The following is a 26197-nucleotide window of genomic DNA, read 5'->3' as shown; positions in this document are numbered from 1 at the left end:
GTAAATCAAGTTCTCTCGGTATGAGAACCATTTTTCACCACATACTATTTTTAACCCATCGTATAGGAAGTGACTTGGATGGACGGACAAATCTTTCTTCGGCTGCGCCATCGCATTAAGACCGGTAATGATCAGCTCATTTATTTAGAAGATATCGCCCAAATCACTGGTGATGAGTTTGCTGTACAAAAGCTTAGCAAGATGCCGATATATCATGTCAGTAAAAAGGATCGTCACATCGCCGTTCTTGATATCATGCATGTGGTCAAAACGATCAAAAAAACATGGCCAGACATCGACATTCAAACCGTCGGAGGCGCTGAAGCCATTGTTGAAATTGATACAGGCAAACGCCAGCTTTCTCCGATTTTATTTGTGTTCGTGTGGCTCCTATTATTTGTCGGAGCGGCGCTTGCCATTATGAATTTCCACGAGGATGTCAGTATGCGGCTCGTTCATATCCGCCTATATGAAATGATCACAGGAAAAACGGTTGAGCATCCTTATTTATTGCAAATTCCATATAGCTTCGGACTAGGCTTTGGCATGATTTTATTTTTCAATCATGTATTTAAAAAGCGTTTAAATGAAGAACCAAGCCCGCTCGAAGTGGAGATGTTTAAATATCAGCTCGATCTCGATCATTATGTCGCCCTTAAAGAAAATAAAGAGACAATGAAAGATATCCATGATCGGTAAGTGGCTTTTTGTCGCGTTAGTTGGACTTGGCGGCGGTTTAACGGTAGGAGCAGGGTTTGTGGCATTTCTCACAGTGCTTGGCATCATCCCTCGTTTAATGCAATTAACGAAAACGCAGCGCTTCATACAAGGATACGAGGCAGCTGTCATCACCGGGGCGGTCGTTGGCGGCTGGGCAACCTTGAGCGAGGTGCATTTGCATTTATCCAAATGGCTGGTGCTCCCGATCGGTCTTTTAGCAGGCATTTTCGTCGGCATGCTTGCAGCTGCGCTGACTGAAGTATTAAATGTACTTCCTATATTAACGAAAAGAATTGGAATGGACGGGAAAATTGTTTTGCTTCTCATGGCCATTGTCTTAGGCAAAGTATTTGGTTCACTATTCCATTGGCTGATTTATATTTAAAAATTTGGAGGGAACAACCGTGTCGAGTTTAAAAGAGAACTATCCATCTAAGGTGAAAACGTATCAGCCTAAACCTCCTTATGTCCTCAACTGCATCAAGGCTTTTCTTGTTGGTGGATTGATCTGTGCCATAGGCGAGGGGCTGCAACATTTCTATATTCACTTTTTTGATTTTAATGAAAAAACAGCAGGGAACCCAACAGTGGCGACCCTCATTTTAATTTCTTCTATATTAACTGGTATCGGTATTTACGATAGAATCGGCCAGTTTGCCGGAGCGGGATCGGCTGTTCCGGTGACAGGATTTGCAAACAGTATGACAAGTGCTGCCCTTGAGCATAGAAGTGAAGGGCTTGTTTTAGGGGTTGCCACAAATATGTTTAAGCTCGCTGGGAACGTCATTGTATTTGGTGTCGTCTCGGCATATGTCGTAGGGATCATTCGATACGTCTTGGAAAAGATGTTTTCGTAGGAGGAATGAAACGTGAAACTAACAGGTAAACAATCTTGGGTTTTTGAGCACAAGCTTTACGTCAATGCAGAGGGAACAGCTGCAGGGCCGAAAGAAAAAGAAGGACCGATTGGTCATTTAATTGATAAAACGTATGACGAAATGCATTGTGATCAAAAGAACTGGGAAATGGCTGAAAGAAAACTGATGGAAGATGCGATATCCAGTGCTTTATCAAAAGCAAATTTGCAAAAAAGCGATATTGATCTATTGCTGGCAGGAGATTTACTTAATCAAAACGTCACAGCAAACTATGTGGCGAGAGAACTAAAAATCCCGTTTCTATGTTTGTTTGGGGCATGCTCAACCTCAATGGAATCGGTCGCCATTGCGTCTGCACTCATTGATGGCGGTTTTGCCAATAGAGCCATTGCAGCGACAAGCAGTCATAATGCAACGGCAGAACGCCAATTTCGTAATCCAACAGAATACGGCGGACAAAAGCCAGATACAGCCACAAGTACCGTCACTGGGAGCGGGGCCGTTATTATTAGCCAGGAGACCTCTCCAATTCAAATTACAAGCGCTACAGTAGGCAGGGTGATGGATCTTGGAATTACAGATCCATTTGACATGGGATCGGCCATGGCTCCGGCAGCGGCAGATACCATCAAGCAGCATTTAGAAGACCTCGGAAGAACGGTGGACGATTACGATCTGATTTTAACAGGGGATTTATCTGGTATTGGTTCACCAATCTTAAAGGATCTTCTGAAGGAAGAAGGCATTCAGCTTGGGAGAAAGCATGATGATTGCGGTTTAATCATCTATACACCCGATCAAAATGTATTCGCTGGTGGGAGCGGCTGTGCTTGTTCAGCTGTTGTGACATTTAGTCACATTTTTCAAGAAATGAAAGCAGGAAATCTGCAAAGAGTACTCGTTGTGGCAACCGGAGCGCTTCTAAGTCCAATGATGGTCCAGCAAAAAGAGACCATTCCAACCATTGCGCACGGTGTCGTATTTGAGCGTGCAGGAGGAGAGAGCTAATGGATTATCTTATCGCTTTTGTTGCAGGCGGACTTATTTGCGTCATTGGTCAGCTTTTACTAGACATACTCAAACTTACGCCTGCACATGTCATGACCACCTTTGTTGTGGCGGGCACCATCTTAGACGGATTCGGTATTTATGATAAATTTATTGAATTTGCGGGTGCGGGCGCAACCGTACCAATCGTCAGCTTTGGTCATAGCTTGCTTCATGGAGCGATGCATCAGGCAGATGTACACGGGTTCATCGGAATCGGGATCGGTATTTTTGAATTAACTTCTGCTGGAATTTCAGCTGCGATTTTATTCTCATTTATTATCGCTCTTATCTTTAAACCGAAAGGATAACCTAATATGGGGCAAAGACGAAAAGTCATTTTAGTGACAGACGGAGATATATATGCTGCCAAAACCATTGAGCTTGCTGCTAAAAATGTCGGTGGGCGATGTATTTCCAGCTCAAAAGGAAATCCAAGCAAACGAACAGGACCTGAACTTGTGCAGATGATTTTAAAAACGCCGAATGATCCAGTGTTTGTCATGTTTGATGATTCTGGCCTGACAGGTGAAGGAACAGGGGAGATAGCGATGAAGCATGTGGCGCGTCATCCTGAAATTGAAGTCATTGGGGCGATCGCCGTTGCATCCAAAACGCATCAAGCTGAATGGACAAAGGTGCATGTTTCCATTGACCGGGAGGGTGAACTGACAGAATACGGTGTCGACAAGCATGGTCTTCCCGAAATGGAGCCTCATAAAATGAGCGGAGATACCGTGTATTGTCTTGACTCGCTCGATCTGCCGTTTGTTGTTGGAATTGGAGATATTGGCAAAATGGGACGGAAAGATGATCTGAGCAAAGGATCTCCGATCACAATGAAAGCAGTTGAATTAATTTTAGAAAGGAGTGGTTTCCATGAAGAAAGACAAGGTAAACGTGTACCGAGATCCGAAGAAAAATGAAGATTACTTTAAAGAAAATGTCGGAATGGGTCTCAGCTTTGACCTTGGTGTGCGGAAAATTTATATACACGATCAGGAAATCCAACTTTACTATGTAAATGGACTGTGTGATACACAATATGTCATCTACTTATTAAAAGAGCTAGTTGAAATCAATGACAACGAACCTGAATCAGATGACATGGCTCGTGTGATTGAGAATCGTCTTGTCAATCAGCAGGTCTCAAAGGTTGAAACACTTGATGAAGCGGTAGACCAAGTGCTGTCGGGCCTTGTGGCAGTTGTAGTTGAAGGTGAAAACTACGCATTTATCATTGATGTCAGAAGCTATCCTGGCAGAATGCCAGAGGAGCCGGATACAGAAAAGGTTGTCCGGGGCGCAAGAGACGGTTTTGTTGAAAACATTATTGTCAATACAGCACTTATACGAAGACGGGTGCGAGATGAAAAACTGAGATACAAAATGCTCAAAGTAGGCGAACGTTCGAAAGCGGATGTATGTGTTTGCTACATTGAAGATATTGCGGACCCAGATCTTGTCGATATCATAGAGAAAGAAGTGTCAGGAATCAAAGTCGACGGGCTGACGATGTCTGATAAAACAATTGAAGAATTCATTATTAAACAAGGATACAATCCCTTTCCCCTTGTACGTTACACCGAGCGTCCAGATGTCGCTGCTAACCATATACTAGAAGGGCATGTCATCATTATTACGGATACATCTCCTAGTGTCATCATTACGCCAACCACCATTTTTCACCACGTTCAACATGCAGAAGAATACCGCCAAGCACCTGCAGTTGGTACGTTCCTAAGATGGGTACGCTTTTTAGGCATTTTATGTTCAACGTTTCTTTTACCAATTTGGTTTCTGTTTATCCTTGAACCAAGTCTTCTGCCAGATCATTTAAGCTATATTGGCTTTAACAAACCGTCCCATATTCCAGTGATTTTACAAGTATTTCTAGCTGATTTTGGGGTGGAATTTTTAAGGATGGCTGCAATTCATACGCCAACTGCATTGTCGACCGCCATGGGGCTGATTGCGGCTGTTTTAATTGGGCAAATTGCCATTGATGTCGGTTTATTTACACCAGAGGTCATCTTATACGTCTCACTAGCGGCAATCGGTACATTTACAACCCCAAGCTATGAGCTGAGTGTCGCCAATAAGATTGTACGACTCATCATATTAGCGCTCGTGGCGATCTTTAAGCTGAATGGACTCATCATTGGTTTTACGTTGTTACTCATCTACTTAACATCCATTCGTTCATTGCAGACGCCTTATATGTGGCCATTTCTTCCTTTTAACGGGAAGGCTTTGTGGCAAGTGCTGATTCGGACGTCTGTTCCTGGCTCAAAAGTAAGGCCAAGCATTGTTCACCCTCAAAACAGATCAAAAATTCCGCCAAATTCTTAACGCTCATTGAAAGTGGCTGAAGATTGTGATATTGTATTTTTAACTTTGAGAAACGGCAAAAAGGCAGCTCACGCAGCTGTCTTTTTTCAGCCGAGGCGGAGAAAGAGGGAATGACATTGTATTTACACGGCACTTGCAGACAAAATGAACTCGGTCATTTAGAAATTGGTGGTGTTGATGCCGTTTCTTTAGCTGAAACGTATGGGACACCACTTTATGTATATGATGTGGCTTTAATACGGGAGCGTGCAAAAAGCTTTCAAAAAGCATTTATAGAAGAAGAGTTAAAAGCGCAGGTAGCATATGCGAGTAAAGCATTTTCCTCCATCGCGATGTTTCAGCTTGCCAAGGAAGAAGGATTATCTCTTGATGTCGTATCAGGCGGGGAGCTTCACACAGCCATTTGCGCTGGGTTTCCGGTAGAAAAAATTCATTTCCATGGCAACAATAAAAGTAGAGATGAATTAAAAATGGCGTTAGAGCACGAGATCGGCTGTATCGTTGTAGATAATTTCTACGAAATGAAGCTCATTGAAGAGCTTGGTCAAGAGCTGTCAAAACAGGTGAAAGTGCTGCTCCGTATCACACCAGGTGTCGAAGCGCATACGCATGATTACATTACAACAGGCCAAGAGGATTCCAAATTTGGCTTTGACCTTCACAATGGACAAGCAGATGAAGCGGTGAAACAAGTGCTTGGATCAGAAGTGATCGAACTGTTAGGCGTTCATTGCCATATCGGATCACAAATATTTGATACAGCTGGTTTTGTCCTTGCAGCAGACAAGATCTTTTTGAAGCTGGATGAATGGAGAGAATCATTTGGTTTTATTTCGACCGTGTTAAACTTAGGCGGCGGCTTTGGCATCCGTTATACAGAAGAAGATGAACCACTTCCTGCGACAGAATACGTCGAGAAAATTATCCAAGCTGTAAAAGAGAACGTGACACGCTATGAGTTTGATATGCCGGAGATTTGGATTGAGCCAGGCCGCTCTCTTGTTGGTGACGCAGGAACAACGCTTTATACGATCGGCTCATCAAAACACGTACCTGGCATTCGCGATTATGTTGCGGTAGATGGGGGAATGAGTGACAACATTCGTCCAGCATTATATCAAGCGAAATATGAAGCGGCAAGTGCCAACAAAATGAGCCAATCGCACAATCAAACAGTTTCTATTGCAGGGAAATGCTGTGAAAGCGGAGATATGCTTATTTGGGATATCGATCTGCCAGAGTTATCACAAGGAGATTTATTAGCTGTCTTTTGTACCGGAGCTTACGGCTACAGTATGTCAAATAACTATAACCGCATCCCGCGCCCGGCTGTTGTATTTGTAGAAGACGGGGAAGCGCAGCTTGTGGTTGAACGTGAAACATATGCGGACATTGTCAAACTTGATTTACCTTATCAATCAAAAGTGAAATCATCTACGTAAAAAAGCTGCCTGTACATCAGGCAGCCTTTTTTTAATGACTTATTTTCCTCCAGTAAATACAGAGACGATCGCGTTCCAAATGGAGACAAAGAAATCCCAAATCTTTTGAAGTAGGTTTTTCCCTTCATCTGATTCTATGAATTTCGTAATCTTGTCTTTTGCTTTATCGATTTGAGATCCTACCTGGTTCCAATCGATATTGATGTTCTTCATTTTATCGAATAGAGAAATAAGCTGATCCTTTTGATCTTGCGTTAGATTTAAGTTTAAATCAGAAGCAGCCTGATCCACTTTTTCTTCTACTTCTTTTGTTGTTTTAGGGACACCATTTTTCGCAATGTCATCCTTGATTTTTGCGATAAGGGCAGAAGCATTGTCTTTCCCGATAGAGTCACCCAATTTAGACGTTGTCACAAGCTCTTCGTTTGCTACCTGCTTCACATCTTCTGGAATGGCTTTGTCGCTAGACACTTCATAGGCTTTTAATAAACCCGTCAGTGCGGCTGTACCAGAAACTTCAAACGGTGCAGTCACAACAACCTTAGCATCCTTGACACCGGCTGTCATTAAAGCATTTAAATACATCTCATCTGTAATGGTCTTGATGTTATGTGTATCCACAGTCAGACCAGTACCTGATTTTTCAATGGTGATAGATGAAGATGATAATGCTCTCGTCCCGATAGAAGAACGAGGGATATACTTTCCTAAATATTCATGCTCTTCTTTATTGGTTACTTCAATTTTTGTCGCATTTTCAGGTGGATTCAACTCGTCAAGCACCTTTTGGCGATCAGCCGGAGTTAAGTCTTGCCCAAGTGTGACGATGACATCGCCGACAGCTGCATCCGCTAAGCTGACTTTTGGCGCACCAATGAGGAAAAGGAGCGCTGCCATCATACTAAGCATTGATTTTTTAAACATGTTGACCTCCTTCAAGTCGAAAGGGTTCCTCTTTCAAGAGAAACTCATCTTTTGAGTACACGTAAAGAAATGTACTCCATCATATAGACGTAACAAATCGATTCGACGTTTCAATTTTCTTTTTAAGATGTTTTCCTTTTCCAAAAAATAAAGACATGTTGCTCATTCAGTCACCAATTTAATAGGAAAAAAGGATCAAGCTCTTCTATTGTATCAATCCTAAGAAAAGAGGTAAATCACAATCAAGAGCAGGGGATGTTTAACATGACCGAAAATGTGCTATAATGAGCGTTGTTTAACCTGAAAGGAGAATGTGAAAAATGGCGAAAAAAGGATACATACAACTAACGAATGGTAAGAAACTTGAGTTTGAACTATACCCAGAGGCTGCTCCAGGTACAGTAGCAAACTTTGAAAAATTAGCGAATGAAGGCTTCTACGATGGATTGAAATTCCACCGCGTCATCCCAGGCTTCGTAAGCCAAGGCGGCGATCCAAACGGTAATGGAACTGGTGGTCCTGGTTACACAATTAAATGTGAAACAGAAGGGAATCCACATCAACACGAAAGAGGTTCATTATCAATGGCGCATGCTGGTAAAGACACGGGCGGCAGCCAATTCTTTATCGTCCATGACCCGCAGCCGCACTTAAACGGTGTTCACACTGTTTTTGGCAAAGTAACATCTGGTATCGAGGCTGTTCTAGATATGGAACAAGGCCAAGGAATGGAAAAAGTCGAAGTTTTCGATGCTTAATCCAAAACACCGCTTAAACGCGGTGTTTTTTTATTATCAATCTGATTTTACGGTTATTTGTTCCGTGAGGCGGTAGGTGATGAACCAATATAAAAGGGTAATGGCGCTAACAGAGGCGCCAAATAAACATACTCCGTTCCAGCCATTGTTTGCGTATATGCTAGTGGAAGCAATGGAACCAGTCGCACTGCCGATGGAGTAAAAAATCATATAAGCAGCAGTGAGCCGGCTTCTCGCCTCAGGCAGCACTGTGAAAATCATACTTTGGTTGGTCACATGTACGGCCTGCACAGATAGGTCAAGAATAATAATACCGATGATTAATAAAATGAGTGAATATTCAGTGAAAAAGATAAAAAACCATGAAACGAATAATAGGACAAGGGCTATACAAGTTGTTAATTGTCCTAAGCCTCGATCAGCAAGGCTTCCAGCCCGGGCAGCGCCTAATGCTCCGGCAACTCCAGCAAGACCAAATGCACCGATCGCTGTATGTGAAAGATTGTGTGGCGAGCTGCTGAGAGGCAGCACGAGCGAAGTCCACAACGTACCAAACACGATAAAGATCAGAAAACCCAGTATGCCTCGGATGCGCAGAATTTGTTCTTGTCTGAACAATGTAAACATTGAAGCAAGCAGCTTCATATAGGATATTGACGCTCTCTCGCTATCAGCCCGCGGGAGATACCGGTATAACACGGAGGTTATGATGAGCATCATAACGGCAGACACGAGATAGACTGACCTCCAGCCGGCGAGATCGGTTAGTACACCAGCAAACGTTCGTGCGAGAAGAATACCCATCACAATGCCACTTTGAACCAAGCCCACGATACGGCCTCGTTCTTCAGGAGCAGCCCATGTCGCTGCGAACGCTACGAGTACCTGAGTGACCACAGCAAGCATGCCGACGGCAGCCAGCCCTATGAACAGGACGGTGGCAGTAGGGGCGATGCCGACTAGAATCAGAGATAACACGGATACTAGCATCTGAGCCATGATGAGCCGCCTTTGATTGAACAGATCACCAAGTGGTACGATCAGTAGCAGTCCTAGTGCATAACAAAGCTGAGTAATCGTAATGACGATACCAATGGATGAATAGGTGATGCCAAACTCGGATGCGAGGGAGTCTAATAACGGTTGTGCAAAGTATATGTTTGCAACTGCCATCCCGCAGGCTGACGCATAAAGCAGAGCCATATAGCGAGTCATCGCTTGCTTCGGTTTGTTTTGTAAATGAGCCGTTTCCAAATCAAGATGTTCTATGGAAGTGATTCTTTCTTTCACCATGCATGTCGTCGTCTCCTTTTGTACTAAAAAGTATAATATACTGATCGGTATATTATGATTCCTGTTAAGGATAACCAACAAAACATTTTAAAGTCAATACTTTCATCTTGAAAGAGGAAGGAAATTTGACAATCATACGTCGATAAAATAAAATTATAATGTACCGATTGGTAATCAAATAGACAATAATATCAAAAAATAGATACCTGACTTTGTGAAGAAATTTTAATGTTGAAATGAGGAATTGCTGATGGTTCGACAACGGGAATTTGACAAGGAAAAAGCGTTGGATGAGGCAATGGTGCTTTTTTGGGAAAAGGGGTATAGGGCCACTACATTAAGTGATTTGACTGAAAAAATGGGAATACAGCGGCCAAGTTTATATTCAGCGTTTGGAGATAAAGAGGAATTATTTGAGGCCGCATTACGCAAATACACAAAGCAGCATGCTGCCCATATTCGAACAAAACTTCGAAACAAACTTTCTGTCAAGGAAGCATTTCATACATTATTTGCAGATTTAGTAGAAGAGGAATATAGAGCTGGTCCGAGTAAAGGGTGTTTTTGTATCAATACAATAGTGGAGCTTGCGCCACACGAAGAGAAATTTGAAATTCTGACAAGAGAGCATCAGATGTATCTTTCCGTCATTTTCGAAGAAAGAATTGTTCAAGGTATTCGCTCGGGTGAGCTCAAAAATAGCCTGAATGCGAAAGTTTTAGCACAAACACTGGTCGTTTCTTTCATAGGACTGACCGTCCTCATGAAATCTCGTCCAGAACGTTCATTTGTAGATCATTCTGTAGCGACGATACTTTCCATATTAAAATAATGACAACATGCTATGGTATCCTCCTTCAATAAGAGTGATAGCGTATTTTGAACTAAATATCAAAATACGCTTTTTCTTTTAGGACAGTGGTGGACAAAATTCGATTTTGTGATATGATAAGAGAACAAACATTCGTATTTGTGGGTGTCGCCACATTGTCAGTACAAATCTAAAAAGCGTGGTCATGCTGAAAGAAAGCAGGAGATAATTTGAAACCATTAACAAAAGAAGAAAAAAATCAAATGATGATTGCCATTCAGCGTTACTTTGCCGAAGAACGAGAAGAAGAAATTGGTGAATTAGCAGCCATCAATATACTAGAATTTATCACAAAAAACCTTGGAAGCTACTATTATAATCAAGGGGTTCGTGACAGCCGGAACATCGCTGTTCAGAGATCGCAATTGTTAGAGGAAGATTTATTTGCACTCGAAAAAAGATGATCATCAATAATGTGCGCCTTGCTAACTGATAAAGAGGAAAGAGACCCCCTTAATAAAGAACGCATATTCGTATCATATGTAATGATGAAAAGGTGGAACCAAAGGTCCATCTCAATCGTTATATAAGTAACCATTAATGGAAATCAGCTTTTTTGGTTTTATTTCATCAAAAGAAGGAATAAAACATACAAATAGGCGAAGTGCAGATGATGGAGGTTCTAAATATGGGGAAAATTAAATTGAAAATGGCCATCTTATTTGTTTTACTGCTTTGTTTAGGCGCAGGTTATTTATACATGAATGGCATGAAAATTGAAGATGTGCCAACAGCCATTGGTGAAAGCTTAACAAATAATGATAAAGATTATACCATCTATGAATATACCATTACGAAAATTGACGGAGATGAATATTACGGTCAAGCAAAAAACGGCACAAAAATCATTTTTAGTGGAAAGAAATTCGAAGATGATGTGGCCGACTTGAAGAAAGGTGATCGTATTAAAGCCTACTTTAGTAATGAAAAGAGAATAGATGGTCTTATAAAAGTAGTAAAAGTCGTTAATTAACAAGTCTCCTTTCCTATAAGGAGGCTTTTTTTGTGAGAAATCTTGATTGTTGCATTTGACAACAAGGATCGCTATAATAGCCCCTAAGGACAGCTAAATATCGATTGTATCCTTCGGGGCAGGGTGAAAATCCCGACCGACGGTAATAAAGCAAATGCTTTACAGCCCGTGACCCGTTAATTTATTAACGGTTGATTCAGTGAAAAGCTGAAGCCGACAGTGAAAGTCTGGATGGGAGAAGGATAAAGAAAGCTATGAACGAAAAATATTTGTCGATCATAGTTTTATTTCTGATGCAAAAAAGCCACAGCCCCGGAATTTTTTCCGGGGCTTTCTGTATGTTCATGTAGTGAATAGACCGGCATGCAGTGTTTATTAGGTGATCCCTCATCTACCTTGTATGGACCATAAAAAGCGACGAAGGTGCTCAATCGATCACATGTCCCTAACATCGCTTTTTTAAAAAGTGAGAAATACAAATGAAAAGAAAGGGAGGATCACATGTTTACGGGGATAATTGAAGAAGTAGGCGCAGTTCAGTCATTAAGCAAAAAGTCAGCAGATGCCATAGAAATTGTCATTCAGTGCAACCGTGTGCTAGAAGATGTTCACCTCGGAGACAGTATTGCGATCAATGGTGTATGTCTTACAGTCACAAGCTTTACAAAAGCACAGTTCGCAGCAGATGTGATGCCAGAAACGGTCAAAGCGACATCACTGGATCAGCTGACATCAGGCAGTCCAGTGAATTTAGAGCGGGCCATGTCCTCGAATGGACGATTCGGCGGTCATTTTGTCTCAGGCCATGTTGACGGGACGGCAGTCATTACCCGAATAGAAAAGAAAAGTAATGCCATTTACTATGATTTAGAGATGGACAAGACCCTCACAGATATGCTCGCGCAAAAGGGTTCGATCGCAATAGATGGTGTCAGCTTAACCATTTTCGATTTGCAAGATTCACACGTCACAGTCTCTATTATTCCTCATACGCTTGAAGGAACTATTTTCCCGACTAAATCTATGGGAGAGATCGTGAATATAGAGTGTGACATGATCGGTAAATACATCTATCGCTTTTTAACAAAAGAACAAGGCGGAAAGCAGCCATCCCGATTGACCCCATCATTTTTAAAAGAGCACGGATTCTAGGAGGCGATTGTATGTATCATTTAGTAGAAGAAGCAGTAAACGCTCTGAAAGAAGGAGAAATCATTATCGTAGTGGATGATGAAGACAGAGAAAACGAAGGAGATTTTGTGGCACTTGCTGAGCATGCCACGCCTGAAGTGATTAACTTTATGGCTTTACATGGAAGAGGTCTCATTTGTACACCGGTCCATGCGTCGATTGCCAAACACCTGAACCTGCATCCAATGGTAGAACAAAATACAGATGCACACCATACAGCTTTTACAGTGAGCATCGATCATGTGACAACGACGACTGGTATTAGTGCTTTTGAGCGCTCTACGACCATGCTTGCCATGTTAAATAAAGACGTAACACCAGAAGAATTTGCCCGCCCAGGTCATGTATTTCCGCTCATTGCAAAAGAAGGCGGCGTACTAGAAAGACCAGGTCATACAGAGGCGGCGGTAGATCTTGCGAAACTGGCAGGTTCAGAGCCAGCGGGTGTCATTTGTGAAATCATGAATGTAGATGGCTCAATGGCGCGTGTTCCAGAACTAAAAGAAATCCAAAAACAGCACGGTTTAAAGATGCTGACAATAGAAGCATTGCAAACCTATTTAAATAATAAAGAAACAGCAGCTATCGAAACAAAATAAAAAATCACAAAAAAGGATGATCAACATATGAATACAATACAAGGGCATGTAGTAGCAGAAGGATTAAACTTTGCAATTGTCGTCGCGAGATTTAATGACTTTATTACAAGTAAACTGCTTGACGGAGCAGAAGATACATTGCTCAGACACGGAGCAAACGGTGACGATATTGATGTCGTGTGGGTACCGGGTGCTTTTGAAATTCCGTACATGGCAAAAAAACTAGCTGAAACAGAGAAATATGATGCTGTCATTACACTTGGAACTGTAATCAGGGGCGCAACAACTCACTACGATTATGTTTGTAATGAAGCTGCTAAAGGAATTGCTCAAAGTGCCATGTCAACAGGGGTACCGATTATCTTTGGTGTACTAACAACAGAATCCATTGAACAAGCTATCGAAAGAGCCGGTACAAAAGCTGGAAATAAAGGCAGCGAATCGGCTGCAGCTGCCATTGAAATGGCGAATCTCAACCGTACCTTTCGTTAATTTAGTGAAAAAGAGTTTAAAAACGGTATAAAAATGTTTATAATGTGTGATGAGCAAATGATTCGTGAGACATTTGCTGGACATAAGGATAATTTGAATATTGAGGGGTATATATGTTAATTCGTTATAAGAGGTCTTTTGAAAAAATTGCCATGGGGCTACTCTCCTTCATGCCGGGTGAGAAAGACGTCAAACAGCTTCAGCAGACGATGAAGTCATATGAAATGGATGAAAATCGGCAGCTGTTCCTTTGGAAAGATGGCGAGGATATCGTAGGTGCTATTGGTGTGTTGAAAACAGACGACCAAGTACAAATCGAGCATATTAGTGTGAATCCATCCCATCGAGATCAAGGAATCGGCAAGGAAATGGTTTTAGCCGTGGAAGAGGTATTCAAAACCAAAACACTCATTCCAAATGAATTAACGCAAGGCTTCTTTCATAAGTGTCACAGCGAAACAAATTAAATATCACACATGTAAAAGCAGAGGCTACAGTCCTCTGCTTTTTTTACGTTCGATTTGCTTTTTTCGTTCAAGCAATACATCTGTCCGGTCACGCAGTCTATGTTTTTCGATCAAAAATGTGTGGGATAAGTTGCTCTCCTGGCCAAAGGTCAGTCCGTCTTTTTGAGCCATTTCTTGGCATAGAGACAGGAGCGCTTCATCTTTAATCGGGAGCATCACACTTTCGTATGACATGTCTTCAGCCATTTTCTTCTTCAGCGTTCTCAGAAGTTTGAGAAACGCCTCATCATCCAGACCGAGGTTCGATAATACGGGCCGGTTTGCTTCCAGCAAGTGAAGGCTATTTGAAATGAGCCGTTTTGCACCTTTTCCATTTCCCCGTCTTTGATGATACAAAGCAACGGCAAGCTGAATGAAGCCAACCCAATATTCTTTGCGCTGCTCAGGCGGGTCTTCCTTCCAATATTCCTCAAGAATTTCATGACACTCAAAATAATCTCTTGTCGTATGAAATTCATGTAAAAAAGCCACGTACGCTTCAGGATACACAGTGGTCATCTCCTTTTCCACTCTCAGTCTAACATATTGAAAAGAAAAGAAGAAAGAGCGCCCTTCGTGAAAGGACGCTCTGTTTCTTTAATAAACCCAAGCCGCGCCAACGATGATCAGCAAGATGAAAAGCACGACAATAAGCGCGAAACCTCCACCAAAGTTATAGCCATCTCCCATAATGATACGGCCTCCTTTTTCATCAGTTCTGTTTACAATGGTATTCTATGTATAAATGCCCTGAGTGGTATGGGCGAAACCACTGTTTTTCTTATTTTGCCTAGGACATCATGGTCGAAATTATATTGGACGAGAGCTTTATCCTGTCTTATACTAAAGGTTAGCCGGTGAAACGGTACTTAGAAGACAGTAGAAATGGTGAGAAAAAATGCTGGAATATCAGGTGAAAATAGATTCGTTTGAAGGTCCATTGGACTTACTTTTACATTTAATCAACCGGTTGGAAATTGATATTTATGATATTCCCGTTGCTAAAATTACGGAGCAGTATTTATTATATGTCCATACCATGAGGGAGCTTGAACTTGATGTGGCAAGTGAATATTTGGTGATGGCTGCAACCCTCCTGAGTATTAAAAGCAGAATGCTCCTTCCGAAACAAGAGGAAGAGCTATTTGATGAAGACTTGCTTGAAGAGGAAGAGGACCCTCGAGAAGAGCTGATTGGCAAACTGATTGAATACCGAAAGTATAAAGATGCAGCACAAGAACTAAAGGAACGCGAGGAAGAAAGGCAAAATGCCTTTACAAAACCTCCGAGTGATTTAAGCGAATTTGCAAAAGAATCGGAAGCGAAGGACACAAACCTGCATGTCACGGTGTATGATATGTTAGGTGCGTTCCAAAAGGTATTTAACCGAAAGAAAATAACGAAACCAGCACCATCTAGGATTACAAGACAAGAAATCCCGATTGAAGACAAAATGAATGAGATTATGAACCATTTAAGAAAAACGAAAAAGCGGACCAATTTCATGACTCTATTTCAACATGATCAAAAGGAGCACCTTGTCGTGACGTTTCTTGCTGTTCTTGAATTGATGAAAGGTCATCAAATCATGTTAGAGCAGGAAGGAAACTTTGAAGACATTTATATTATAGGGAGTGAAACGATTCATGACGCTTGATATCGTGAATTGGAAAGCCATCATAGAAGCGCTGCTTTATGCAGCAGGTGACGAAGGCTTAACAAAAAAACAGCTCATGTCTGTTCTTGAAGTAGAAGAGGTAGCGTTACTCGATATGATGTCTGCCGTAAAGAAAGAATATCAAAAACAAGAACGAGGAATTGAGCTCATTGAATATGCAGATTCATATATGCTGCTGACGAAAAAGGAATACAGCATTTATTTGAAAAAATTAGTCGAGACCCCATCCAAAGGTTTGTCTCAGGCAGCGCTTGAAGTACTCGCAATCGTTTCTTATAAACAGCCGATCACACGCAGTGAGGTAGAAGAAATCAGAGGAGTCAAATCAGAGCGGGTGCTCCATAGTTTAGTAGCCAAAGCGCTGCTCTGTGAAGTTGGACGTGCCGATGGCCCTGGGCGAGCAATTCTTTATGGGACAACACCTACCTTTTTAGAGCAGTTTGGCTTAAAGGCATTGGATGAATTACCGCCACTTCCAGAGAATGTGGAAGCAGATGGTGTACAAGAAGAAGCTGATCTATTTTTTGAAAACTTCAATCAAACATTTGAAGAGATAAAATAGTTCAAAAGAATGAAAAATGTATGATAAAATATAAAAAAGATTTTAGGTCTAACATCTATTGATGTCAGATAAAATGGTCATAAAGCCATGAGGGGAAGGTAAACACAAAACAAATGGCACATATGAATGTAAAGGCTCAAGTTGATCAAGCAGGCGTCTTTTTATCAAAGGTTGCAACTGAAATGAATGGTTTTCTGAACGAAGCTACCTTATCAAGTATGAAACGATTAAACCCTGAAGCGGAAGCCTATTATTGTGACATATTGAATACATTACGGAAGCTTGCAGTGTACAGCGAGGATGCAGCGGCAGTTTGCAGGAAAATCAGCCAGCAGCAGACATTCCCGCAGCAAGCCGCGCAGCAGACGCTTCACCGTATTTATCATCAATGTATTGAAGAGTTTTTCACGCCGAAAAAGGATACATGGTATGAAGACAGCCGTTCCGCATATACAGGAAAGAGCAGCATTGTTTTCCACCATGAAGTATCCGCTGAGATCAAACGATTATTTTCTTCATTAGAAAAAGATTTTTTAGCGATGAGAGAAGAGCTAGAATATACGACATCTCATCAGCAAATGAAAATGGTATAAGCAAGAGGAAGGAGCGTCTCTACATATAGAGACGTTTTTTTTATGGACGAGGCATCATAACTTTTTCAGCCGCGCATACACTTGTACAAAACGGACAAGGACGTGAATGAACATGCCCTATTTAAAAATTGGAACAGCAGTCCTTCTTCTATTTACACTCTTACTGCCTTTTTCCTCACATGCCAAAGCAGATATGTCATTATCGGTGAGTGCAAGAAGCGCCATTTTAATAGATGGACAGTCAGGCAGAGTCCTATTTGGAAAGGACGAGCATGAAAAAAGAAGAATCGCCAGTATTACGAAAATTATGACGGCAGTATTAGCCATTGAATCAGGAAAAATGAAAGACACCGTCAAAGTATCAAAGCGCGCGATTCAAGCAGAGGGCTCATCGATTTATTTAAAAGAAGGGCAAAAGGTGAGCCTAGAAGACTTGACATACGGGCTTATGCTGCGTTCTGGAAATGATGCAGCTGTTGCCATTGCAGAGCATGTGGGCGGCAGTTTAGAAGGATTTATTTTTATGATGAATCAAAAAGCGTCTGAACTAGGAATGGAGAATACGAATTTTCAAAATCCGCATGGACTCGATGATCATAAACATCATTATTCATCAGCCTATGACATGGCTATCTTAACAAAATACGCCATGGAGCATAAACAATATCAAAAAATTGCAGGCACGACTTTCTATAAAGCAAAAACGATGGAAGGCTATTGGAAAAATAAAAACAAGCTGGTCACCGGATTATACAAATATTCAACTGGTGGGAAAACGGGATATACGAAGCTTGCAAAACGCACACTTGTCTCTACTGCGGCAAAAGGGGATGCGGCACTGATCGCTGTGACCATTAATGCGCCAGATGATTGGAAGGATCATATCTCTATGTTTGAATATGCATTTGATCACTATAAAACGTACGTACTTGCTGAAAAAGGAAGACTCGCTTCATTAAAAGGAACCTTTTACGAAAAAAAAGCATTTATCAAACGTGATGTGGACTATTTTTTAAATGAAGATGAGAAAAAGCTAGTAGAAATTGAAACGGAAATGCTTACTCCTCAAAAGAAGTGGAAAAAAAACGCCGAAGCCATCCCTGATGTTGTAGGGAAAATGACGTTTTTATTAGATGATCAGGTGATCGAGCAAGTACCGATTTTTTATGAAAATAAACGAAATCGAATGCCTCAAAAAAGCTTCCAAGAAATGTTTAAGTCTGTCTTTCAGACATCTATAGGCGGATCTTCATGGTCAATCTAATTTGGGTATTCCTCACTGTCATCGGTCTTGTGTACGCGATGTTCAACGGAACGATGGAGGAAGTAAACGAAGCTGTATTTAAGGGATCAAAGGAAGCAGTGACCATTTCAATTGGTCTGATTAGTGTCCTCGTTTTTTGGCTCGGGCTGATGAAGATTGCAGAAGAGGCAGGCTTGTTACATTTCTTTAGTAAATTGTGCCGTCCCTTTATTTCAAAGCTATTTCCGGATATTCCGCCTAACCATCCTGCGATGGGATATATTTTGTCCAATCTGATGGCGAATTTCTTTGGTCTCGGGAATGCCGCTACACCGCTTGGGATTAAGGCAATGGAGCAGATGAAAGCATTAAACGGCGGGAAAAATGAAGCAAGCCGGTCCATGATTACATTTTTAGCGGTCAACACATCCTCTATCACACTCGTGCCAACAACCGTCATTGCGATTAGAATGACCTATGGTGCAGATCAGCCAACAGACATTGTAGGGCCAACCATTTTGGCGACACTCATTTCAGGCATTGGTGCCATTCTCATTGATCGCTATTTCCACTATCGCAGAAGCAGGCGGGGGTGATCTCGTGTCATTTATTAACTGGCTGTCACTTGCTTTGATCCCACTGATCATCGCAGGAATTTTAATTGCGGGAACCATTAAAAAGGTACCGACCTATGAAACATTTGTCGAGGGCGGGAAAGAAGGTATTCAAATTGCCTTTTCAATCATTCCTTATTTAGTCGGCATGCTCGTGGCCATTACGATATTCCGCGCGTCTGGTGCGCTTGATTTTGTCATGGGACTGTTAAAACCCGTGTTTACAGCGATCGGCTTCCCGGCAGAAGTGGTGCCGCTTGCGTTTATTCGTCCGATATCTGGCACAGCTGCACTCGGGATGACATCAGACCTCATTGCGACATATGGACCAGATTCTTTTATCGGACAGCTCGCAGCTGTCATGCAAGGGTCAACTGATACCACTCTCTACATTTTAACGGTCTATTTTGGGGCAGTCGGTATAAAAAAAATGGGAGATGCGCTGAAAGTAGGTCTGTTAGCGGACCTCATTGGCATCATTGCATCTGTCATCATCGTCAGTTTGTTATTTAGCGGCGCCTAATGAGGCGCTTTTTTGTCTTTCAATGGATGGAAAATTGCTTTTTAGCTGAAATTAAACAGACGAATCGCTTATTTTTCCACGAATGCTTGTTTGTTTTAAGTCAAGCAAGTAAGATAGTACATGAGGTGAAAGACAAAATGGAACGTTTACAGAAAGTAATTGCACATGCCGGCGTCGCTTCTAGACGAAAGGCAGAAGAATTAATTAAAGAAGGACGAGTTACCGTTAATGGTCAAACAGTGACAGAGCTCGGAGTAAAAGTGGGCTCTTCAGATAAAATTGAAGTCAACGGATTAAAGCTTGAAAGAGAAGAACCGGTTTACTTTATGCTTTATAAACCGCGCGGCGTCATTTCAGCTGCCGAGGATGATAAAGGACGTAAGGTTGTCACAGATTTCTTTGATGACGTCCCGCAACGCCTTTATCCAATCGGCCGCTTAGATTATGATACGAGCGGTTTGATTTTAATTACAAATGACGGGGAATTTGCCCATAAGCTCATGCATCCGAAATACGAAATTGATAAAACATATGCAGCGAAGCTAAAAGGCATCCCATCAAAGGAATTGCTTAGAAAGCTAGAAAAAGGGATTATGTTAGATCATAAAAAGACTGCACGTGCTCGTGCCAAGATGCTTTCTATCGATAAACGAAAGCAGACATCTATCGTTCAATTAACCATTCATGAAGGCAGAAACAGACAAGTGCGCCGCATGTTTGAAGCGATCGGTCATGATGTGTTAAAGCTAAAAAGAGAGCAATATGCGTTCCTTCATATTGAAGGCATGAGACCAGGAGACCGCAGAGAATTAACACCGCATGAAGTAAAGCGCCTGAGAGCAATTGCAGATCACGGGAAAAGCGCTTTTTAATTTTCACATAAACTTCAAAAAATGAAGAAGCATCAAAAGAAGGAGAATGCTATAATTTACCTGAATGTCTATGGGGAAGGGGTACTTCAGATGAAAAAAAGACGGTTTTTCATACGGACGGGCATTCTCCTCGTGATGCTTGCTGCACTATGTTATACCATGTATAACTCAGTATTTGCCAAACAGGATCGGGTCAAAGAAGGATCTATTGCGCCAAACTTTGTCCTTCAATCTGTGGATGGGGAACGGATTGAATTAAAGGACTTAAAAGGCAAAGGTGTCTTTCTTAATTTTTGGGGGACCTGGTGTGGTCCATGTAAACAAGAATTCCCTTACATGGCAAATCAATATGAAGTGTTCAAGGATCGCGGTGTGGAAATTGTTGCAGTCAATGTTGCAGAATCCAATATTGCCGTGAAAAATTTTATGGGATCTTATGGCGTGAATTTTCCTGTTGCCATGGACAAGGATCGTCAAGTGACAGAGGCATATGATATTACGCCGCTGCCAACCACATTTTTAATTAATCCTGAAGGCAAGGTAATCAAAGTCATAAAGGGAACCATGACAGAACGTAATGTCTATGATTATATGAATTTGATTAAACCAAAGGGGTCATAGAATGAAAGAGGTAAAATGCGAGTGTGGACATATTAATCCAATCGGTACTGTTTTATGTGAATCCTGCGGGAATCCTATTGCGGCTAAAGAGAAAAACTCTTCAAAGCTGCTTGATATGAGATATGACGGCAGTGCGAGACGCTCGCAAACATACAACAAAACGATTGTTGATAAAGTATGGAACTTTTTTTCTTCCGTTAAGGTGGGTGTGTGGCTGATTGTCATCACACTGCTTGCTTCCTCATTAGGAACGATTTTTCCGCAGGAGCGATTTATTCCGCCAGGTGCATCTGCTTCCACCTATTATGAAGAGCAATATGGGTCGTTTGGCAAGCTGTATTACACACTTGGATTCCATGATCTTTATAATTCTTGGTGGTTTTTAGCTTTAGTTGCATCCATCGGAATCTCCCTTGTCATTTGCAGTCTCGACCGGGTTATTCCTCTTTATCGAGCACTCAAAAACCAAGGGGTTATTAAAAAAGAAGGCTTTATGAGAAGACAGCGTCTGTTCAGTGAGACAGACAAAACGTTAGATCAGCATACATATGAAGGCATCAAGAAAGCAATGAAACAAAAGCGTTACCGCGTGCGAGAAGAAAACGGACATATTTTAGCGGAAAAAGGCCGCTTTTCACGCTGGGGCCCTTACGTCAATCACATTGGATTAATCATCTTTCTCATTGGATCGATGCTCCGGTTTGTCCCAGGCATGTATGTGGATGAAACGCTGTGGGTTAGAGAGGGTGAAACTGCCCCAATTCCAGGCACAGATGGTCAATATTTTTTGAAAAATAATGCGTTTTCAATTGACCGCTATGAAACTGGAAATGAAAAAGAAGTGTTTGAGAATGCGATTGAAAGAGCTGGCGACGGTCAAGTAGTGAAAAGTTATAAAACCGATGCCACTTTATACAAACGTGAAGGGGAAGTTGTGTTTGGTGAAAAGCCCAAGCTGAAGCAGGTATCAGAACATGATATTAAAGTGAACGAACCGCTCAAGTTTGATCATTTCTCATTATATCAAGTGGATTTTAAACAAAATGAACTCGATCAAATGGTCTTTCAGCTGATTCGTAAAGATACAGAAAAATCTTTCGGGACAGTGAAGATTAATCTGCTGGAGCCTAAGTCAGAATATGATCTTGGTAGCGGTTACAAAGTCAAAGTGATGAGCTATCTCCCTGATTTTTATTTTGACGATGATGGAACGCCGAGTACGAAAACAAGGAATCCGAATAATCCTGCTTTCGTGTTTGAAATGGTTTCTCCTGAAAAGCCTAAAGGTGAAAAAAGCTTTGTGGCGATTCAAGAGACAGTAGAGGGCTCTGATAATAACCTATATAAAATGAAGTTTGATCGAGTGGAAACGAAAAACGTCACGGGATTGACGGTGAGAAAAGATTTAACTCTTGGGGTGCTCATCGTAGGCGGGATCATCTTCATGATTGGTGTCGTGCAGGGGATGTATTGGCAGCATAGAAGAATTTGGCTGTCTGCAAAGGATGGAAAAGTATTTGTGGCAGGACACACAAACAAAAACTGGTTTGGGTTAAAGTCTGATCTTGGCGTGATCCTAAGTGACAGTGGCATCAAACAGCCAGTTGATCAAAAAGAACTGCCTGATACAACAAGTATCAGCAAAAGCAAGGGGGAAGGATTAGATGGCAGCAGTCAGTGAAAACCTGTTATTTGCAGCTTTTCTATTGTATTTAGCGGCAGTTCCTTTTTTTGGTGGTGCCATTAAAGGAAAAAAGAAAGTTGATGGACCGCGCAGAAATAAGGCGGCACTTATCGGTATTACGCTCACCATCATCGGTTTTTTAAGTCAATTTGGCTACTTTATTTCAAGGTGGATGGCGTCTGGTCATGCACCAGTCAGTAATTTGTTTGAATTCACAACGGCTTTTGGCATGATGCTTGTGCTCGCATTCATCATTTTATATTTTGTGTATCAAGTGTCGGTACTTGGTTTATTTACACTTCCAATCGCTTTATTGATTATTGCCTATGCAAGTATGTTCCCATCTGATATATCACCGCTAATTCCTTCATTACAAAGTAATTGGCTTTATATTCACGTGACAACAGCAGCACTAGGGCAAGCTATTTTAGCGATCAGCTTTGTGGCAGGTGTCATCTTCTTATTAAAGCATGTCGATCAAACAAAACCAGGTAAGAAGACATTTGGTTTAGAGCTTGTCATGTTTATGATTGTTGTGACACTTGCATTTATCGCAGTCACGTCCATCTTTAGAATGACAGGATACGAAGCGAAATTTAATTGGGTCGATAAAAATAAAGAGGAAAGTGTGATGGTCTATGAGCTGCCAGCTCTAGTTGGACCTCATAAAGGAGAGCTTGTGACGCAAGATCGTTTGGAACCGTTTATTGATTTGCCGCCTGTTTTTTCAGGAAGAAAGGTCAATACGGTGTTATGGTCATTCGGCACGGGGCTGATTTTGTATGGACTGATTCGCTTGATCATTCGGAAACGACTGAGTGCTCTGCTTCAACCGCTCGTGAAACAAGTGAACCTAGATTTAGTCGATGAAATTGGATACAGAGCTGTTTCCATTGGTTTCCCTGTATTTGCGTTAGGCGGGCTCATTTTTGCAATGATTTGGGCGCAAATTGCATGGACTCGGTTCTGGGGCTGGGACCCGAAGGAAGTATGGGCTTTGATTACGTTTCTCTTTTATGCAGCCTACCTTCATCTTCGCTTATCCAGGGGCTGGCATGGCGAAAAGTCCGCTTGGTTAGCTGTCATCGGATTCGCCATCATTATGTTTAATCTCATCTTTGTCAATCTTGTGATTGCAGGGCTTCATTCTTACGCGTAATCACATGAAAAAGGCCAACTTTTTATGAATCGATTCGGCTTTTTGTTAAAATGAATGTAACAACGGAGAAAGCAGGAGGATTGTCTAATGGAACACACAACTCAAACGAAAATATTAGTCGTAGATGATGAGGCAAGAATTCGCCGCCTTTTAAAAATGTATTTAGAACGTGAAAATTATGAAATCGATGAAGCTGAAAATGGAGATGAGGCTATTCAAAAAGGACTCCAAACAGATTATGACCTCATTTTGCTCGATTTAATGATGCCTGGCACAGATGGGATCGAAGTGTGTAATCAAATTCGAGACAAAAAAGCGACTCCAATCATTATGCTGACGGCAAAAGGAGAAGAAGCCAACCGCGTGCAAGGGTTTGAAGCAGGTACGGATGACTACATCGTCAAACCTTTTAGCCCACGTGAAGTTGTTTTACGTGTGAAGGCATTGCTCAGAAGGTCTTCTCAAACGTCTTATCTCAATACTGGGACAACAACAAAAGATGTACTTGTGTTTTCTCATCTTTCAATTGACCACGACGCGCATAGAGTGACAGCTGATGGCAAAGAAGTCAGTCTCACGCCGAAGGAATATGAGCTTTTATATTTCCTTGCAAAAACACCGGATAAGGTTTATGACAGAGAGAAGCTGTTAAAAGAAGTGTGGCAATATGAATTCTTTGGAGACTTGAGAACAGTCGATACTCACGTCAAACGACTTCGCGAAAAGCTGAATAAAGTGTCACCAGAAGCTGCGAAAAAAATCGTGACGGTATGGGGTGTCGGGTACAAATTTGAGGTCGGCGCTGAATGAAACTGTGGAAAAGTGTCGTTGGAAAGCTATGGTTAACCATTCTCTTCCTCGTCCTAATCGTTTTATCTATTTTAACCGTGCTTCTTTTAGAGTTTATTGAAAATTACCATGTAGAAGAAGCAAAGTCAGATTTAACGCAAATGGCAAATAAAGTGGCGGTCATTTTAGAAAGCCACGACGATCAATCGCTCGCAAGGTCGATTACATCAGAGCTTGCTGACAAATTGACGAGTATTGCGATTATCCAAGAGGACGGGCTAGAGTGGTATTCGTCTGAAAAAGACGGGAAGCTTCCTGCGATTACAAAGAAACAAATTGAAGCAGACGGTGATTTGAATCAAGCACTAAAAGATCGTAAAAAAATCAGTAAACGTGCAGAACCAAATGCAGGCAATCACAAAGATGAACGAATTGTCGTCGGTGTTCCATTTGAGGCAAACGGAAAAAAAGGCATGGTCTTTCTTTCTCAATCATTACTCGCGGTAGAGCAAACAACGAAACATACGACGCGTTATATCTTCCTAGCAGCCGGAATTGCCATTGTTCTGACCACTATTTTCGCGTTCTTCTTATCAACACGTGTCACTTATCCTCTTAGAAAGATGAAAGAGGGAGCACAGGATCTGGCGAAAGGGAAATTTGATACAAAGATTCCTATATTAACGCAAGATGAAATTGGAGAACTGGCCATCGCCTTTAATCAAATGGGCAAGCAGCTTAAGTTTCATATCACAGCCTTAAATCAAGAAAAAGAACATTTGTCCAATATTTTAAGCAGTATGGCCGATGGTGTGATCACCATCAATATTGATGGAACGATCCTCATGACGAATCCTCCTGCAGAACGATTCTTGCAGGCATGGTATTACGAGCAAAATATGAAGATCAAAGATGGAGATGAACTGCCTCCAGAAGCGAGAGAACTATTTCATACAGCCGTCAGTACAGAAAAAGAGCAAATGATTGAAGTCACACTGCAAGGACGTACTTGGGTTCTTCTCATGTCTCCGCTTTATAATCAGCAGGACGTTAGGGGAGCAGTTGCGGTCCTTCGTGATATGACAGAGGAACGAAGACTTGATAAGCTGAGAAAAGACTTCATTGCCAATGTCAGTCATGAACTTCGTACTCCAATTGCTATGCTGCAAGGATATAGTGAGGCGATTGTAGATGATATTGCTGGCTCAGAAGAGGAAAAGAAAGAGATTGCGCAAATTATTTACGACGAATCACTTCGAATGGGACGTCTTGTGAACGATCTTCTAGACCTAGCGAGAATGGAAGCTGGCCATATTACACTTAATCTTGAATCAACAGATACAGAAGAGCTGACCGAGAAGATTTACCGCAAGTTTCTTGGTATAGCAAAAGAAAAGCAAGTTGATCTCACATATGACATTCAAGTGGATGAACCGTACTTTGTACTCGATCCGGATAAGATTGAACAGGTGTTTACGAATCTCATTGATAACGCGATTCGTCATACACCAGAGGGCGGAGAGGTTCACTTCTCGGTTCAATCGGTGGAAAGCGGTTTGAAAATGGATGTGAAAGATTCAGGAAGCGGAATCCCAGAAGAGGATCTGCCATTTATTTTCGAACGTTTCTATAAAGCGGATAAGGCAAGAACAAGAGGGCGTTCTGGTACTGGACTTGGCCTTGCGATTGTGAAGAACATCGTAGAAGCACATCAAGGTTCCATTCATGCACATAGCAAAGCGGGTACAGGTACACACTTTACCTTTTATATTCCGAGAAAAAAGCAGGAACTCGTCTAATCCTGACGAAGAAT

General features: G+C 41.7%; 31 protein-coding genes, 1 pseudogene and 1 riboswitch. Of the genes and pseudogenes, 28 read left to right on the top strand and 4 right to left on the bottom strand.

Annotated elements, in window-relative coordinates:
- The first annotated feature begins 78 nt into the window (after nt 1–78).
- The 8 genes from CKW02_RS10735 (at nt 79) to lysA (ending at nt 6439) form a co-directional block, all read left to right on the top strand.
- A complete protein-coding gene (locus CKW02_RS10735) occupies nt 79–699 on the top strand; it encodes a stage V sporulation protein AA (protein WP_003215534.1) in 621 nt (206 codons plus the stop codon).
- Nucleotides 689–1105 (top strand): stage V sporulation protein AB, encoded by a 417-nt coding sequence (locus CKW02_RS10730; RefSeq protein WP_003215481.1) that lies wholly within the window; start codon nt 689–691, stop codon nt 1103–1105. Before CKW02_RS10735 ends, CKW02_RS10730 begins: the two co-directional genes overlap by 11 nt.
- Nucleotides 1106–1124: 19 nt before the next feature.
- Nucleotides 1125–1577, top strand: coding sequence for a stage V sporulation protein AC (spoVAC, locus tag CKW02_RS10725; protein ID WP_003215687.1), 453 nt, complete (start codon nt 1125–1127; stop codon nt 1575–1577).
- 12 nt (nt 1578–1589) lie between these two features.
- Complete coding sequence (gene spoVAD, locus CKW02_RS10720; protein WP_003215736.1) at nt 1590–2606, top strand: stage V sporulation protein AD; 1017 nt, start codon at nt 1590–1592, stop codon at nt 2604–2606.
- Nucleotides 2606–2956 (top strand): stage V sporulation protein AE, encoded by a 351-nt coding sequence (spoVAE, locus tag CKW02_RS10715; RefSeq protein ID WP_003215479.1) that lies wholly within the window; start codon nt 2606–2608, stop codon nt 2954–2956. Before spoVAD ends, spoVAE begins: the two co-directional genes overlap by 1 nt.
- A gap of 6 nt (nt 2957–2962) precedes the next feature.
- A complete protein-coding gene (gene spoVAEA, locus CKW02_RS10710) occupies nt 2963–3571 on the top strand; it encodes a stage V sporulation protein SpoVABEA (protein WP_003216039.1) in 609 nt (202 codons plus the stop codon).
- Nucleotides 3525–4997, top strand: a complete 1473-nt coding sequence (locus CKW02_RS10705; RefSeq protein ID WP_003215696.1) for a spore germination protein — start codon at nt 3525–3527, stop codon at nt 4995–4997. The genes spoVAEA and CKW02_RS10705 overlap by 47 nt, the downstream gene beginning before the upstream one ends.
- 116 nt (nt 4998–5113) lie before the next feature.
- Nucleotides 5114–6439, top strand: coding sequence for a diaminopimelate decarboxylase (gene lysA, locus CKW02_RS10700; protein WP_003215489.1), 1326 nt, complete (start codon nt 5114–5116; stop codon nt 6437–6439).
- A gap of 39 nt (nt 6440–6478) precedes the next feature.
- Here the strand turns inward: lysA and CKW02_RS10695 are convergent, their stop codons facing one another.
- Nucleotides 6479–7363 (bottom strand): DUF1002 domain-containing protein, encoded by an 885-nt coding sequence (locus CKW02_RS10695; RefSeq protein ID WP_003215933.1) that lies wholly within the window; start codon nt 7361–7363, stop codon nt 6479–6481.
- A gap of 320 nt (nt 7364–7683) precedes the next feature.
- On the opposite strand from CKW02_RS10695, the gene CKW02_RS10690 reads away from it, so the two are divergent.
- Complete coding sequence (locus tag CKW02_RS10690; RefSeq protein ID WP_003215505.1) at nt 7684–8121, top strand: peptidylprolyl isomerase; 438 nt, start codon at nt 7684–7686, stop codon at nt 8119–8121.
- Between the two features lie 36 nt (nt 8122–8157).
- On the opposite strand, the gene CKW02_RS10685 is transcribed toward CKW02_RS10690, so the two are convergent.
- On the bottom strand, nt 8158–9414 hold the full coding sequence (locus CKW02_RS10685; RefSeq protein ID WP_003215697.1) for an MFS transporter: 1257 nt from the start codon (nt 9412–9414) through the stop codon (nt 8158–8160).
- 250 nt (nt 9415–9664) lie between these two features.
- Here CKW02_RS10685 and CKW02_RS10680 point away from each other — a divergent pair, with 250 nt between their 5' ends.
- From CKW02_RS10680 to CKW02_RS10650, 7 genes and pseudogenes are all read left to right on the top strand, one after another.
- The gene (locus CKW02_RS10680) at nt 9665–10246 is read left to right on the top strand and encodes a TetR/AcrR family transcriptional regulator (RefSeq protein WP_095117836.1); all 582 of its coding nucleotides are present in this window, start codon (nt 9665–9667) and stop codon (nt 10244–10246) included.
- Between the two features lie 209 nt (nt 10247–10455).
- Nucleotides 10456–10689, top strand: a complete 234-nt coding sequence (locus CKW02_RS10675) for a DUF2164 domain-containing protein (RefSeq protein WP_003215556.1) — start codon at nt 10456–10458, stop codon at nt 10687–10689.
- A 224-nt stretch (nt 10690–10913) separates the two neighbouring features.
- Entirely contained in the window at nt 10914–11258 is a 345-nt protein-coding gene (locus CKW02_RS10670; protein ID WP_003215701.1) for a hypothetical protein, read from the top strand.
- 105 nt (nt 11259–11363) lie between these two features.
- A riboswitch (FMN riboswitch) is annotated at nt 11364–11505 on the top strand.
- 254 nt (nt 11506–11759) lie between these two features.
- A complete protein-coding gene (gene ribE / locus CKW02_RS10665) occupies nt 11760–12410 on the top strand; it encodes a riboflavin synthase (RefSeq protein ID WP_095117834.1) in 651 nt (216 codons plus the stop codon).
- A gap of 11 nt (nt 12411–12421) precedes the next feature.
- Nucleotides 12422–13027 (top strand): annotated as a pseudogene (gene ribB, locus CKW02_RS10660) (3,4-dihydroxy-2-butanone-4-phosphate synthase); the annotation flags it as partial.
- Between the two features lie 48 nt (nt 13028–13075).
- The gene (gene ribH / locus CKW02_RS10655; RefSeq protein ID WP_003215561.1) at nt 13076–13540 is read left to right on the top strand and encodes a 6,7-dimethyl-8-ribityllumazine synthase; all 465 of its coding nucleotides are present in this window, start codon (nt 13076–13078) and stop codon (nt 13538–13540) included.
- A 113-nt stretch (nt 13541–13653) separates the two neighbouring features.
- On the top strand, nt 13654–14007 hold the full coding sequence (locus CKW02_RS10650) for a GNAT family N-acetyltransferase (protein ID WP_003215830.1): 354 nt from the start codon (nt 13654–13656) through the stop codon (nt 14005–14007).
- Nucleotides 14008–14031: 24 nt separating this feature from the next.
- Here the strand turns inward: CKW02_RS10650 and CKW02_RS10645 are convergent, their stop codons facing one another.
- Together CKW02_RS10645 and CKW02_RS10640 are read right to left on the bottom strand one after the other, a co-directional pair.
- Complete coding sequence (locus CKW02_RS10645) at nt 14032–14556, bottom strand: DUF309 domain-containing protein (RefSeq protein ID WP_003216132.1); 525 nt, start codon at nt 14554–14556, stop codon at nt 14032–14034.
- Nucleotides 14557–14643: 87 nt separating this feature from the next.
- On the bottom strand, nt 14644–14736 hold the full coding sequence (locus CKW02_RS10640; protein ID WP_012010430.1) for a YjcZ family sporulation protein: 93 nt from the start codon (nt 14734–14736) through the stop codon (nt 14644–14646).
- Between the two features lie 208 nt (nt 14737–14944).
- Here CKW02_RS10640 and CKW02_RS10635 point away from each other — a divergent pair, with 208 nt between their 5' ends.
- The 12 genes from CKW02_RS10635 (at nt 14945) to CKW02_RS10580 (ending at nt 26183) form a co-directional block, all read left to right on the top strand.
- Nucleotides 14945–15703: a segregation/condensation protein A gene (locus tag CKW02_RS10635; RefSeq protein WP_003216080.1), complete on the top strand. Its 759-nt coding sequence runs from the start codon at nt 14945–14947 to the stop codon at nt 15701–15703.
- Nucleotides 15693–16286 carry an SMC-Scp complex subunit ScpB gene (gene scpB, locus CKW02_RS10630; protein WP_003215643.1) on the top strand — a complete coding sequence of 198 codons (594 nt, stop codon included), beginning with the start codon at nt 15693–15695 and terminating at the stop codon, nt 16284–16286. The genes CKW02_RS10635 and scpB overlap by 11 nt, the downstream gene beginning before the upstream one ends.
- Nucleotides 16287–16399: 113 nt before the next feature.
- A complete protein-coding gene (locus tag CKW02_RS10625) occupies nt 16400–16879 on the top strand; it encodes a YpuI family protein (protein ID WP_003215803.1) in 480 nt (159 codons plus the stop codon).
- A gap of 112 nt (nt 16880–16991) precedes the next feature.
- A complete protein-coding gene (locus CKW02_RS10620; protein WP_003215903.1) occupies nt 16992–18143 on the top strand; it encodes a D-alanyl-D-alanine carboxypeptidase family protein in 1152 nt (383 codons plus the stop codon).
- A complete protein-coding gene (locus CKW02_RS10615) occupies nt 18131–18718 on the top strand; it encodes a nucleoside recognition domain-containing protein (RefSeq protein WP_003215919.1) in 588 nt (195 codons plus the stop codon). Before CKW02_RS10620 ends, CKW02_RS10615 begins: the two co-directional genes overlap by 13 nt.
- Before the next feature lie 4 nt (nt 18719–18722).
- Nucleotides 18723–19259, top strand: a complete 537-nt coding sequence (locus CKW02_RS10610; RefSeq protein ID WP_003216139.1) for a spore maturation protein — start codon at nt 18723–18725, stop codon at nt 19257–19259.
- A 137-nt stretch (nt 19260–19396) separates the two neighbouring features.
- Nucleotides 19397–20131: a 23S rRNA pseudouridine(2605) synthase RluB gene (gene rluB / locus CKW02_RS10605; RefSeq protein WP_034620508.1), complete on the top strand. Its 735-nt coding sequence runs from the start codon at nt 19397–19399 to the stop codon at nt 20129–20131.
- A 90-nt stretch (nt 20132–20221) separates the two neighbouring features.
- Entirely contained in the window at nt 20222–20752 is a 531-nt protein-coding gene (resA, locus tag CKW02_RS10600) for a thiol-disulfide oxidoreductase ResA (protein WP_003215793.1), read from the top strand.
- Between the two features lies 1 nt (nt 20753).
- Nucleotides 20754–22433, top strand: coding sequence for a cytochrome c biogenesis protein ResB (gene resB / locus CKW02_RS10595; RefSeq protein WP_003215850.1), 1680 nt, complete (start codon nt 20754–20756; stop codon nt 22431–22433).
- Entirely contained in the window at nt 22417–23595 is a 1179-nt protein-coding gene (gene ccsB / locus CKW02_RS10590; RefSeq protein ID WP_003215668.1) for a c-type cytochrome biogenesis protein CcsB, read from the top strand. Before resB ends, ccsB begins: the two co-directional genes overlap by 17 nt.
- Nucleotides 23596–23682: 87 nt before the next feature.
- Nucleotides 23683–24405, top strand: coding sequence for a response regulator transcription factor (locus tag CKW02_RS10585; RefSeq protein ID WP_003215596.1), 723 nt, complete (start codon nt 23683–23685; stop codon nt 24403–24405).
- Nucleotides 24402–26183 carry an ATP-binding protein gene (locus CKW02_RS10580; protein ID WP_003216141.1) on the top strand — a complete coding sequence of 594 codons (1782 nt, stop codon included), beginning with the start codon at nt 24402–24404 and terminating at the stop codon, nt 26181–26183. The genes CKW02_RS10585 and CKW02_RS10580 overlap by 4 nt, the downstream gene beginning before the upstream one ends.
- The last annotated feature ends 14 nt before the right edge of the window (nt 26184–26197 follow it).

It is taken from the genome of Bacillus pumilus (assembly GCF_900186955.1).
Classification (GTDB): domain Bacteria; phylum Bacillota; class Bacilli; order Bacillales; family Bacillaceae; genus Bacillus; species Bacillus pumilus.
This window is presented reverse-complemented; position numbering and strand designations above follow the sequence as displayed.

Excerpts from the sequence above, each read along its gene's own strand:
- CKW02_RS10735 (WP_003215534.1), top strand. The coding sequence starts at position 79 with ATGGACGGACAAATCTTTCTTCGGCTGCGCCATCGCATTAAGACCGGT.
- CKW02_RS10730 (WP_003215481.1), top strand. The coding sequence starts at position 689 with ATGATCGGTAAGTGGCTTTTTGTCGCGTTAGTTGGACTTGGCGGCGGT.
- spoVAE (WP_003215479.1), top strand. The coding sequence starts at position 2,606 with ATGGATTATCTTATCGCTTTTGTTGCAGGCGGACTTATTTGCGTCATT.
- spoVAEA (WP_003216039.1), top strand. The coding sequence starts at position 2,963 with ATGGGGCAAAGACGAAAAGTCATTTTAGTGACAGACGGAGATATATAT.
- CKW02_RS10705 (WP_003215696.1), top strand. The coding sequence starts at position 3,525 with ATGAAGAAAGACAAGGTAAACGTGTACCGAGATCCGAAGAAAAATGAA.
- CKW02_RS10695 (WP_003215933.1), bottom strand. The coding sequence starts at position 7,363 with ATGTTTAAAAAATCAATGCTTAGTATGATGGCAGCGCTCCTTTTCCTC.
- CKW02_RS10690 (WP_003215505.1), top strand. The coding sequence starts at position 7,684 with ATGGCGAAAAAAGGATACATACAACTAACGAATGGTAAGAAACTTGAG.
- CKW02_RS10685 (WP_003215697.1), bottom strand. The coding sequence starts at position 9,414 with ATGGTGAAAGAAAGAATCACTTCCATAGAACATCTTGATTTGGAAACG.
- CKW02_RS10680 (WP_095117836.1), top strand. The coding sequence starts at position 9,665 with ATGGTTCGACAACGGGAATTTGACAAGGAAAAAGCGTTGGATGAGGCA.
- CKW02_RS10670 (WP_003215701.1), top strand. The coding sequence starts at position 10,914 with ATGGGGAAAATTAAATTGAAAATGGCCATCTTATTTGTTTTACTGCTT.
- ribE (WP_095117834.1), top strand. The coding sequence starts at position 11,760 with ATGTTTACGGGGATAATTGAAGAAGTAGGCGCAGTTCAGTCATTAAGC.
- ribH (WP_003215561.1), top strand. The coding sequence starts at position 13,076 with ATGAATACAATACAAGGGCATGTAGTAGCAGAAGGATTAAACTTTGCA.
- CKW02_RS10650 (WP_003215830.1), top strand. The coding sequence starts at position 13,654 with ATGTTAATTCGTTATAAGAGGTCTTTTGAAAAAATTGCCATGGGGCTA.
- CKW02_RS10640 (WP_012010430.1), bottom strand. The coding sequence starts at position 14,736 with ATGGGAGATGGCTATAACTTTGGTGGAGGTTTCGCGCTTATTGTCGTG.
- CKW02_RS10635 (WP_003216080.1), top strand. The coding sequence starts at position 14,945 with ATGCTGGAATATCAGGTGAAAATAGATTCGTTTGAAGGTCCATTGGAC.
- scpB (WP_003215643.1), top strand. The coding sequence starts at position 15,693 with ATGACGCTTGATATCGTGAATTGGAAAGCCATCATAGAAGCGCTGCTT.
- CKW02_RS10625 (WP_003215803.1), top strand. The coding sequence starts at position 16,400 with ATGGCACATATGAATGTAAAGGCTCAAGTTGATCAAGCAGGCGTCTTT.
- CKW02_RS10620 (WP_003215903.1), top strand. The coding sequence starts at position 16,992 with ATGCCCTATTTAAAAATTGGAACAGCAGTCCTTCTTCTATTTACACTC.
- CKW02_RS10615 (WP_003215919.1), top strand. The coding sequence starts at position 18,131 with ATGGTCAATCTAATTTGGGTATTCCTCACTGTCATCGGTCTTGTGTAC.
- rluB (WP_034620508.1), top strand. The coding sequence starts at position 19,397 with ATGGAACGTTTACAGAAAGTAATTGCACATGCCGGCGTCGCTTCTAGA.
- resA (WP_003215793.1), top strand. The coding sequence starts at position 20,222 with ATGAAAAAAAGACGGTTTTTCATACGGACGGGCATTCTCCTCGTGATG.
- resB (WP_003215850.1), top strand. The coding sequence starts at position 20,754 with ATGAAAGAGGTAAAATGCGAGTGTGGACATATTAATCCAATCGGTACT.
- ccsB (WP_003215668.1), top strand. The coding sequence starts at position 22,417 with ATGGCAGCAGTCAGTGAAAACCTGTTATTTGCAGCTTTTCTATTGTAT.
- CKW02_RS10585 (WP_003215596.1), top strand. The coding sequence starts at position 23,683 with ATGGAACACACAACTCAAACGAAAATATTAGTCGTAGATGATGAGGCA.
- CKW02_RS10580 (WP_003216141.1), top strand. The coding sequence starts at position 24,402 with ATGAAACTGTGGAAAAGTGTCGTTGGAAAGCTATGGTTAACCATTCTC.